The organism is Segatella maculosa DSM 19339 = JCM 15638 (genome assembly GCF_000382385.1).
Lineage (GTDB): Bacteria > Bacteroidota > Bacteroidia > Bacteroidales > Bacteroidaceae > Prevotella > Prevotella maculosa.
This window is the reverse complement of sequence record NZ_KB908363.1, coordinates 1-5087: the sequence shown is the minus strand read 5'-3', so window position 1 is coordinate 5087 and position 5087 is coordinate 1. Positions and strand designations below refer to the sequence as shown.

Genomic DNA, 5087 nt, shown 5'->3' with positions numbered 1-5087 from the left:
ACCCGGAAGCGATAAGCCGATGATTAAAAAAAAACTCCGGGCAGGAGATGAAAGAAAAGTAAAAAGTCTTCCCCTCCAGCTCAATCCGATAATAAACGGTTCTTTCGTGAAATAGGTGTCTTTTCTAATCTAAGATACCTATAAACTGTCGCTTTGGATTTTATTCCCAGTTGAGACATAATCTCATTTAGGGGAATATTGTCTTTGTAAAGAGCAGCGCAGGCCTTTGTCTTTGCTTCTTTCTTTTTTTTGTGTCGGCCAAACTTAACTCCTCTTTTCTTTGCTTCCTCTCGACCAGACTGGCAGCGGTCTACAATTAAGTCACGTTCAAACTCGGCCAGTGATGCAAATATGTGCATCATCAAACGACCACTTGCGGAACTTGCATCGACATTATCCTTAATGGATAAAATGCCAATTCCTCTTTGTTGCAGGTCATTTATCGTTGTTATAAGGTCTCTCAGGGAACGCCCTATGCGGTCGAACTTGTAAACAATGAAGATATCATCTTTTCGGAGATAGGCAAGTGCTTCCTGAAGTTTCGGGCGTTCGCGAAGTCCGGAACATTTTTCTACAAAAATCTTTTCGCAGCCGGAGGCTTTCAGTTCTGCAATTTGAATGTCGAGATTTTGTTCTTTTGTCGATACCCTTGCATACCCTACTCTACTCATTCCCTTGTTTCCCTTTTGTTCGTTTGACTGTATGTTTGAGCTTTAAAGCCATGAGGTTTAGTTCAATAGTACTTTCAGTCTCGATAGTATCTCCGTCATCAAATATAAGTTCGCTGATAAGTTCACCTGTACGCTGTACAAGTCCCTTTTGTTTATCTTTGTCTACTTCATTATGAATGGCCGTTATGTTTCTTGCTACTTCTCGAAGTTTTGCAAAGGATTCTATAATACTGAAAGTTGCCGATGTTGCCTTACTGCTTTTTAACACGGTTGCCAACATATAAAGCCCCTTTTCGGTAAATGCATGTGCTGCATATTTAGAGTGTTGGCCACGGCCATTTTCTAAGGTCGAAAATTTCGACCTTAAAGAATCCGTTTCTTCTTTGGTCAATTCTATTATATAGCCATTAGGAAATTTTTCCTGATTATTTCTGACGGCTTCATTTACACGTTTGGTCTCTACTCCGTAGATATTGGCCACATCTTTGTCGAGAATTACATTATATCCCCTTACATTATGTATCTTTGAAAGTACATCGTCTGTATTAAAAGGAATTAGTTCATTCATATAGAATATGTTTTATTTAATTATCCCTGCAAAGATAAATAAAAAGAAACACTTTTCCTGCATTTGCTCGTTTTATTTTTTATCTGCGATAAAAGTTTTATTTTCTGATAATTAAAAGAAACTTGATAAACCTGCCTTTACAAATTTGAAAACTAATTGAATAGAGACTATCTTTATAAAAATATAAAATAATAGTTAGTAAACAAAGGTGTTCTGGAGATAATTATTTTATAATTTTGTATTTTTTTAGGTCATCATTGAAGTCTTTATCATTAGGGAGAATAGTATCTACTTCTATATTACTATCTTCCCTAATGTTCCAGTTTCTGACAATGCTTTCCACACGTTCTCTGTATCGTGTACCTTGTTTGTCATTGTCAAAGCAGCACACTATCTCTTGCGGATTGTATGTTTTTATCAAGTTCGTGATTTGGTTGCCTGAAAGACCACCACCGGTTGAGACGAGGGCGGTGTGTTGAAACGTTTGCTTATCCTTGTATAATTCATAAAAGCTCATTGCGTCGATGGCGCTCTCAAAGATGAAGATGCGGCCGACTTTTCGGGAATATACGCCCCAGACAGAACTTGAGGCATCGCCACCGGCGGCCATGCTCTTAAAATTGTAATTGCGAATTTCATAATTGGTTACGGTTTTAGTGCCCGGCACTTTGTAAGGAAAACCAATATTAGGGATGTCCTTCTTGCCTTTTTTGTCTTTGATGATAACAATGTGCCGAAGAAAAGTTGCGACGGTATCATGGGAAAGCTGCCTACCCCTTGTGAGGAAATGGCAGTTTTCTATAGTTGCCTCTGATACGTCGTATCTTGCAGGTTCAAATTCCTGTTTCTCTTGAAAGTTTAGACTTTCTTTCGGAATATAGGAAATCCCGGCATAATGTTTCAGAATAATTGAAATTCTGACCATTTCATTGTGGTGTGGAAATTGTGGCCACGAGTGTATATGGAGTTTGACGAACTCTATTACATCTCCATGATGATAGTTCCTGTCACAAAATCGCTGCGTGTATGTGTCCGTAGGATGTTGGATGAGAATTTCATCCACTTTTGTGCCACCTTGATATAGAGCATAACATGGATTGGTGCGGCCGTCTTTTTTCTTCAGACGATAGCCCAAATCTTCTGCAACTTGAATGATTGAAACCTTTTGCTTCAGTTCGTCAAATGTCGTCATAATAATTAAATAATTATTTTATTATCTACAAAGTTGCTTATTTATAAAGGTTTGCATAAATAATTATTTTATATTTCTATATTTGAAGTACATGTTAAAAGCATCGTAAACAACTTCACTTAGCTTTACACCATCATTGGCAGCTATCTGTCTTATCTTAGAATGATAGCTCTCATCAATTGTTAATGTTTTTATCTTTTTCTTTGCCAGTGTTTCTGTGGACACTTCGTTTGTCGACGATGAGATAAGGGCATCAATGCCACTTTTTTCTTGGCGTGAAGTCTGTATAACTTTCTTTAATTCGTCTTTTTTCATTGCTCTTATTTCGTTAGTTCATTACACAAGTTCATATAATCGATAGCACCATTGCATTTACTGTCATAATGGAAAATGTCTTTTCCATTTGCCTGAGCTTCTGCAAGGTTTATATTATTACGGATATATGTAGTGAAGACTTTTCCGTGAAAAGTCTCCTCTACTATTTCAGATATGCTCTTATTAAGATTGGTACGACCGTCATACATGGTAATCAGTATGCCATAGATTGATAGGGAGGGATTGATACGGCTCTTAACCTTATTGATGATGTTCACAAGTTTGTCCATTCCTCGCATAGCGAGATATTGTGCCTGTACCGGTATAATGATACCGTCAGATGCTGTTAATGCGTTCAAGGACAATAAAGACAGCGAGGGTGGGCAATCTATGAGGATATAATCATACCTATCCCTAATGTTCTCCAATAAAGATTTCAAAATGAGTTCCCGTACAGGCTCATTCATTAGCTCCGTTTCGATGGCTGAGAGGTCAAGACAGGACGGAACGATTTCCAATCCTTCTTTGTTTTTATACACAGGAAAAGACTTTCCGGACTTCATAGATGAATAAATGGTTTCGTTAAGGTCAGAGCTTAGACCTAAACTCATGGTAAGGTTGGCTTGGCCGTCAAGATCCACCAGTAGAACCCGGTAGCCTTTCTGGGTGAGTGCTCCGCCAAGATTTGCGGTCGTTGTGGTCTTGCCCACACCGCCTTTGTGGTTGATGATTGATATTACTTTTGTCATAATTTAGAGTTTTAATTATATTGCAAAATTACAAAATAATTATTTTATGAACAAACAATCACCCTATAAATAGAGAGTTGTTAACAATAATTGTATTATAAAATAATTATGAATAGCATTAAAACGACTTTTATGCGGAATAAAACGACAAAGTTTTTAAAAGCTCGTAAAAATCCGAATTTATCTCATTTTATTCCAACTTCTCATCCTCTTTGAGGTGATAAACAAAACTCATATTGCATCTTGTAATTCTTTTGTTTCCTTTGAAATCCGGTTTGTCTAACTCTATTTCTAAAATCTGTGTTCCATCATCTGGAATAAAATTAAGAGGATATATTATTGTTCCTGCTCTGAATTCCATTTCTTGTATATCATCATTTCCATAAACAAGGACTTTAACCCGATCCCCCTGCTCAAATTTTTCCCATTTTCCCATAATCAATAGCTTTATTTAATTCCAAACTCATTTTCTAATACCGTGCGTATATATCCGGCTTTATTCGTAACGTTGTTATTCTCTTTGATTTCATTGATGCGCTTTAAAATACGCACCGGTAACATTGTATCACTGGTGGCAAGTCTCGCAATTGGATTGATGATTTTATTTGGGTAGTTCTCATCAAATGAAGTTGAATAGATAGGGCGTAGCACGCCAAGTATTAAAGTTAGCGTCGCCTGTATTGAGGTTACATCCTTTTGCTCTATTCGCTTTGGGACTTTTCCTTTCGGAGCGTTGGCATCTATAATTGTGAACCAGTAAGAAGCTGGAACAGGACGGCCGTTGTTTGTTTCGTATTCCTTTGGTGTATACACAAAACAAACATCGCACTCACCTTTGTCGTAAAGCTCGCGGAGTTCTTCTTTAGCTGATAAAATTACTTTTTTTACAAAATCATCATTGCGCTTGTATTTGTTCTCAAGAATAAAGACTTTACGTAGATATTCGACGGTTAAAAAGAACTTCCCTTTGTTTCTATACTGGCAAATCCATTCATAAAAGCGGAAAGTGTATTTAGTTGAAAATTTCTTATATATTTTCGTGTTTATTGCCGTAAAAATCCTATCCAATTCTATGATGTGTGGAACCAACATCGGGGTTATTTCTATCTTAAACATTCTTTCTTTCGGCTTATAGTTGGCAGCAGCAATAAAGCCAATGTCTGACCACTCGTGATCAGGATTATCATCATCGACAGATCCTATACCAAATCCCTCCTTTCGCAAACGAGACAAAGCATTTTTAATATCCTTCAGATGGTCTTGGTCAAAGTTCTTCAGGGGAATATCATAGGAACACAGCACAAGTAAATCTGGGTTCCCAAATAAATCTTTGTGGTTTTCTTTTTTCCACTGTCTGTACTTATGAGTGAACTCTCTTATAATCTCGATGTAGCATCGAGACATTACCGGTGTCCAGTTTGCCCGGCGATTTGTTATAAGGTTACTTTGTGTAACCAATGATAGAGTATTCTCCATATTAAAAAGATTGTTTCTTCTGCAAAGATAACACTTTTATCCGACTAAACAAAAAGGAAAGTCGCAATAGGCCCCCGAAAAAGTCGCAATAGACCCCCGAAAAAGTCGCAATAGAC

Annotated in this window: 7 protein-coding genes; all 7 read right to left on the bottom strand. The window is 37.3% G+C overall.

All coding sequences use genetic code 11. The features are described from left to right. Positions 1-80: 80 nt before the first annotated feature. The 7 genes from H164_RS0114080 to H164_RS0114050 all read right to left on the bottom strand — a co-directional run bounded on the left by H164_RS0114080 (position 81) and on the right by H164_RS0114050 (position 4971). A complete protein-coding gene (locus H164_RS0114080; RefSeq protein WP_019969222.1) occupies positions 81-671 on the bottom strand; it encodes a recombinase family protein in 591 nt (196 codons plus the stop codon). After that, a complete protein-coding gene (locus tag H164_RS14815) occupies positions 664-1239 on the bottom strand; it encodes an ORF6N domain-containing protein (protein WP_019969221.1) in 576 nt (191 codons plus the stop codon). The genes H164_RS0114080 and H164_RS14815 overlap by 8 nt, the downstream gene beginning before the upstream one ends. 223 nt (positions 1240-1462) lie before the next feature. Then, on the bottom strand, positions 1463-2431 hold the full coding sequence (locus H164_RS14810; protein WP_019969220.1) for a toprim domain-containing protein: 969 nt from the start codon (positions 2429-2431) through the stop codon (positions 1463-1465). 63 nt (positions 2432-2494) lie between these two features. After that, positions 2495-2746 carry a hypothetical protein gene (locus tag H164_RS0114065; RefSeq protein ID WP_019969219.1) on the bottom strand — a complete coding sequence of 84 codons (252 nt, stop codon included), beginning with the start codon at positions 2744-2746 and terminating at the stop codon, positions 2495-2497. Positions 2747-2751: 5 nt separating this feature from the next. Further along, the gene (locus tag H164_RS0114060) at positions 2752-3495 is read right to left on the bottom strand and encodes a ParA family protein (RefSeq protein WP_019969218.1); all 744 of its coding nucleotides are present in this window, start codon (positions 3493-3495) and stop codon (positions 2752-2754) included. A gap of 190 nt (positions 3496-3685) precedes the next feature. After that, positions 3686-3931 (bottom strand): hypothetical protein, encoded by a 246-nt coding sequence (locus tag H164_RS0114055; RefSeq protein ID WP_019969217.1) that lies wholly within the window; start codon positions 3929-3931, stop codon positions 3686-3688. A gap of 11 nt (positions 3932-3942) precedes the next feature. Next, on the bottom strand, positions 3943-4971 hold the full coding sequence (locus H164_RS0114050) for a replication initiation protein (protein WP_019969216.1): 1029 nt from the start codon (positions 4969-4971) through the stop codon (positions 3943-3945). Positions 4972-5087 lie beyond the last annotated feature (116 nt).

Excerpts from the sequence above, each read along its gene's own strand:
- H164_RS0114080 (WP_019969222.1), bottom strand. The coding sequence starts at position 671 with ATGAGTAGAGTAGGGTATGCAAGGGTATCGACAAAAGAACAAAATCTC.
- H164_RS14815 (WP_019969221.1), bottom strand. The coding sequence starts at position 1,239 with ATGAATGAACTAATTCCTTTTAATACAGACGATGTACTTTCAAAGATA.
- H164_RS14810 (WP_019969220.1), bottom strand. The coding sequence starts at position 2,431 with ATGACGACATTTGACGAACTGAAGCAAAAGGTTTCAATCATTCAAGTT.
- H164_RS0114065 (WP_019969219.1), bottom strand. The coding sequence starts at position 2,746 with ATGAAAAAAGACGAATTAAAGAAAGTTATACAGACTTCACGCCAAGAA.
- H164_RS0114060 (WP_019969218.1), bottom strand. The coding sequence starts at position 3,495 with ATGACAAAAGTAATATCAATCATCAACCACAAAGGCGGTGTGGGCAAG.
- H164_RS0114055 (WP_019969217.1), bottom strand. The coding sequence starts at position 3,931 with ATGGGAAAATGGGAAAAATTTGAGCAGGGGGATCGGGTTAAAGTCCTT.
- H164_RS0114050 (WP_019969216.1), bottom strand. The coding sequence starts at position 4,971 with ATGGAGAATACTCTATCATTGGTTACACAAAGTAACCTTATAACAAAT.